Source organism: Saccharopolyspora antiqui (assembly GCF_052246905.1).
In the GTDB taxonomy this organism is placed as follows: Bacteria; Actinomycetota; Actinomycetes; order Mycobacteriales; family Pseudonocardiaceae; genus Saccharopolyspora.
In genome coordinates, this window is record NZ_JBQQBO010000053.1 from 1 (window position 1) to 5,107 (window position 5,107).

Consider the following 5,107-nt stretch of genomic DNA (forward strand, 5'->3'; position numbering starts at 1 on the left):
ATGCATTGTTGGAGAGTTTGATCCTGGCTCAGGACGAACGCTGGCGGCGTGCTTAACACATGCAAGTCGAACGCTGAAGCATCTTCGGGTGTGGATGAGTGGCGAACGGGTGAGTAACACGTGGGTAATCTGCCCTGCACTCTGGGATAAGCCTTGGAAACGGGGTCTAATACCGGATAAGACATGCTACCGCATGGTGGTGTGTGGAAAGCTTTTGTGGTGTGGGATGGGCCCGCGGCCTATCAGCTTGTTGGTGGGGTGATGGCCTACCAAGGCGACGACGGGTAGCCGGCCTGAGAGGGTGACCGGCCACACTGGGACTGAGACACGGCCCAGACTCCTACGGGAGGCAGCAGTGGGGAATCTTGCGCAATGGGCGGAAGCCTGACGCAGCAACGCCGCGTGGGGGATGACGGCCTTCGGGTTGTAAACCTCTTTCGATACCGACGAAGGCCTTTGGGTTGACGGTAGGTGTAGAAGAAGCACCGGCTAACTACGTGCCAGCAGCCGCGGTAATACGTAGGGTGCGAGCGTTGTCCGGATTTATTGGGCGTAAAGAGCTCGTAGGCGGTGTGTCGCGTCGGCCGTGAAAACCTGCAGCTTAACTGTGGGCTTGCGGTCGATACGGGCAGACTTGAGTTCGGTAGGGGAGACTGGAATTCCTGGTGTAGCGGTGAAATGCGCAGATATCAGGAGGAACACCGGTGGCGAAGGCGGGTCTCTGGGCCGATACTGACGCTGAGGAGCGAAAGCGTGGGGAGCGAACAGGATTAGATACCCTGGTAGTCCACGCTGTAAACGTTGGGCGCTAGGTGTGGGGATGGGTTCCACTGTTTCCGTGCCGTAGCTAACGCATTAAGCGCCCCGCCTGGGGAGTACGGCCGCAAGGCTAAAACTCAAAGGAATTGACGGGGGCCCGCACAAGCGGCGGAGCATGTGGATTAATTCGATGCAACGCGAAGAACCTTACCTGGGTTTGACATGCACTAGACAGCCCCTGAGAGGGGGTTTCCCTTGTGGTTGGTGTACAGGTGGTGCATGGCTGTCGTCAGCTCGTGTCGTGAGATGTTGGGTTAAGTCCCGCAACGAGCGCAACCCTTGCCTCATGTTGCCAGCGCGTTATGGCGGGGACTCGTGGGGGACTGCCGGGGTCAACTCGGAGGAAGGTGGGGATGACGTCAAGTCATCATGCCCTTTATGCCCAGGGCTTCACACATGCTACAATGGCTGGTACAGAGGGTGGCGATATCGTGAGGTGGAGCGAATCCCTTAAAGCCGGTCTCAGTTCGGATCGGGGTCTGCAACTCGACCTCGTGAAGTCGGAGTCGCTAGTAATCGCAGATCAGCAGTGCTGCGGTGAATACGTTCCCGGGCCTTGTACACACCGCCCGTCACGTCATGAAAGTCGGTAACACCCGAAGCCCATGGCCCAACCCTTGTGGGGGGAGTGGTCGAAGGTGGGACTGGCGATTGGGACGAAGTCGTAACAAGGTAGCCGTACCGGAAGGTGCGGCTGGATCACCTCCTTTCTAAGGAGCAAACAAGCACCCCCGCCGTCGTGTTGGTGGTGGGAGTGTCCGCAATGGACGAGCCGTGTGTGTTCGTGTTGTGGGTGCTCGATGGATTGTGGAACACACTGGCCGTGCTGGTTGTTGATGGATCGGCGAAAACAGTTCACTGTTGGGTGTCTGAGGGAACACGCCTGAGTGTTTTTTTGTGGTGTGGTTGTTGTTTGAGAATTGTATAGTGGGTGCGAGCATCTTTGTGGCCAAGTTGTGTAGGGCACATGGTGGATGCCTGGGTACCAGGGGCCGATGAAGGACGTGGGAGGCTGCGATAGTCCTCGGGGAGTTGTCAACCGAGCTGTGATCCGAGGGTGTCCGAATGGGGTAACCCAGCCCGAGTGATGTCGGGTTACTTATGCCTGAATGTATAGGGCATGAGGGGGAACGCGGGGAAGTGAAACATCTTAGTACCCGTAGGAAGAGAAAACACTGGTGATTCCGTGAGTAGTGGTGAGCGAAAGCGGAGGAGGCTAAACTGTGCGCGTGGGATACCTGGTAGGGGTTGCGTGTGCGGGGTTGTGGGATACCACTGGGCGGATCTACCAGTCCGCCAGCATTGCTGTGCGTGTTAGTCGAATGGTGTGGGATAGCCAACCGTAGTGGGTGAGAGTCCCGTAGGCGAAAATGTGTGCAGGGTGTGGGGTGGTGTTCCCGAGTAGCAGCGCTTTCGTGGAGGGTGTTGTGAATCTGGCGGGACCACTCGCTAAGCCTAAATACTTCCTGGTGACCGATAGTGGATAGTACCGTGAGGGAATGGTGAAAAGTACCCCGGGAGGGGAGTGAAAGAGTTCCTGAAACCGTGTGCCTGCAAACCGTCAGAGCATGCTTTGGTGTGTGATGGCGTGCCTTTTGAAGAATGAGCCTGCGAGTTGCTGCTGCGTGGCGAGGTTAACCCGTGTGTGGGGTAGTCGGAGCGAAAGCGAGTCTGAAGAGGGCGTTGAGTCGCGTGGTGCAGACCCGAAGCGGAGTGATCTACCCATGGCCAGGGTGAAGCGCGGGTAAGACCGTGTGGAGGCCCGAACCCACCAGGGTTGAAAACCTGGGGGATGAGTTGTGGGTAGGGGTGAAAGGCCAATCAAACTCCGTGATAGCTGGTTCTCCCCGAAATGCATTTAGGTGCAGCGTCACAAGTGTTGCTTGGGTGGGGTAGAGCGCTGGTTGGTTGATGGGCCTTCGCGGGTTACTGAGATCAGCTAAACTTCGAATACGCCTGAGTTGAGTGTGGCAGTGAGACGGCGGGGGAGAAGCTTCGTCGTCGAGAGGGAAACAGCCCAGAGCATCGGCTAAGGCCCCTAAGTGTGCGCTTAGTGGGAAAGGATGTGGGATTGCTGAGACAACCAGGAGGTTGGCTTAGAAGCAGCCATCCTTGAAAGAGTGCGTAATAGCTCACTGGTCAAGTGGTCCTGCGCCGACAATGTAGCGGGGCTGAAGCGCACCGCCGAAGCCATGCCAAGAGTCTCGTCAAGAGATTGTTGGGTAGGGGAGCGTCCTGCATGCGGTGAAGCGCCGGAGTGATCTTGGTGTGGAGTGTGTGGGAGTGAGAATGCAGGCATGAGTAGCGAGTGCAGAGTGAGAATCTCTGCCGCCGGATGACTAAGGGTTCCTGGGGAAGGTTCGTCCGCCCAGGGTGAGTCGGGGCCTAAGGCGAGGCCGACAGGCGTAGTCGATGGAGAACGGGTTGATATTCCCGTACCCGTGTGGACGCGTCCATAGCGAAACGGTTGATACTAACCACCCGGGGTTGGGCTGGGTTTTCGGATCTGGTTTGGTTCTGCGTGGGGCCTGATGCTGGAGTAGTTAAGTGATGGGGTGACGCAGGAGGGTAGCTCTGCCAGTGGTTGGTGGTGCTGGTGTAAGCCTGTAGCCCGGTGTGTAGGTAAATCCGCGCACCATTGAGGGTGAGGGGTGATGCGTAGCCGTGGTGGTGAAGTGGGTGATCCCATGCTGCCGAGAAAAGCCTCTAGCGAGTGTCCGTACGGCCCGTACCCGAAACCGACACAGGTGGTCAGGTAGAGTATACCGAGGCGGTCGGGTGAACTGTGGTTAAGGAATTCGGCAAATTGCCCCCGTAACTTTGGGAGAAGGGGGGCCACTGCTGGTGATCCGACGTGCTTGGGGAGCTGGTGGTGGTCGCAGAGGCCAGGGAGAAGCGACTGTTTACTAAAAACACAGGTCCATGCGAAGCTGTAAGGCGATGTATATGGACTGACGCCTGCCCGGTGCTGGAACGTTAAGAGGACCCGTGAACCCTTTGGGGTGTAGCGGAGAATTTAAGCGCCAGTAAACGGCGGTGGTAACTATAACCATCCTAAGGTAGCGAAATTCCTTGTCGGGTAAGTTCCGACCTGCACGAATGGCGTAACGACTTCTCCGCTGTCTCGACCACAGGCCCGGTGAAATTGCAGTACGAGTAAAGATGCTCGTTTCGCGCGGCAGGACGGAAAGACCCCGGGACCTTTACTATAGCTTGGTATTGGTGTTTGGTTCGGCTTGTGTAGGATAGGTGGGAGACTGTGAAGCCATGACGCTAGTTGTGGTGGAGTTGTTGGTGAAATACCACTCTGGTCGTTCTGGGCATCTAACTCGGGTCCGTGATCCGGATCGGGGACAGTGCCTGGTGGGTAGTTTAACTGGGGCGGTTGCCTCCTAAAGGGTAACGGAGGCGCCCAAAGGTTCCCTCAGCCTGGTTGGCAATCAGGTGGTGAGTGTAAGTGTATAAGGGAGCTTGACTGTGAGACTGACGGGTCGAGCAGGTGCGAAAGCAGGGACTAGTGATCCGGCATCTACGTGTGGAAGTGGTGTCGCTCAACGGATAAAAGGTACCCCGGGGATAACAGGCTGATCTTGCCCAAGAGTCCATATCGACGGCATGGTTTGGCACCTCGATGTCGGCTCGTCGCATCCTGGGGCTGGAGTTGGTCCCAAGGGTTGGGCTGTTCGCCCATTAAAGCGGCACGCGAGCTGGGTTTAGAACGTCGTGAGACAGTTCGGTCCCTATCCGCCGCGCGCGTAGGAGACTTGCGGAAGGCTGTCCCTAGTACGAGAGGACCGGGACGGACGGACCTCTGGTGTGCCAGTCGTATCGCCAGGTGCGTGGCTGGTTGGCTATGTTCGGGAGGGATAACCGCTGAAAGCATCTAAGCGGGAAGCCTGTTCCTAGATGAGGTCTCCCACCCTTTTTGTGGGTTAAGGCCCCCTAGAGATGATGGGGTTGACAGGCCAGGTGTGGAAGCGCAGTAATGTGTGGAGCTGACTGGTGCTGATAGGCCGAGAGACTTGCCCACAAATTTGTGATGTTTGCACCCACTATACGATATCTGAAACAACAACCACCGGGTGTGGTTGGTTGTTTTGATAACAGCATATATGTGTGTCATCAGTATTGTGATGACCCTAGGTTTGCTCCCACTGCTTGGGTGGTGGGGGTGTGAGGGGTTGTCGGTGGCGATGGCGGGGAGGGTACGCCCGGTCCCATTCCGAACCCGGTAGCTAAGTTCCCCAGCGCTGATGGTACTGCACTCGACAGGGTGTGGGAGAGTAAG

Annotated in this window: 3 rRNA genes; all 3 read left to right on the forward strand. The window is 57.1% G+C overall.

Annotation, left to right across the window (positions count from 1 at the left end):
* Positions 1-5 precede the first annotated feature (5 nt).
* Positions 6-1,529: ribosomal RNA gene (locus ACTWQN_RS37925) — 16S ribosomal RNA — on the forward strand.
* 237 nt (positions 1,530-1,766) lie between these two features.
* A 23S ribosomal RNA gene (locus ACTWQN_RS37930) occupies positions 1,767-4,849 on the forward strand.
* A gap of 153 nt (positions 4,850-5,002) precedes the next feature.
* Positions 5,003-5,107 (forward strand): 5S ribosomal RNA (rrf, locus tag ACTWQN_RS37935); the annotation flags it as partial.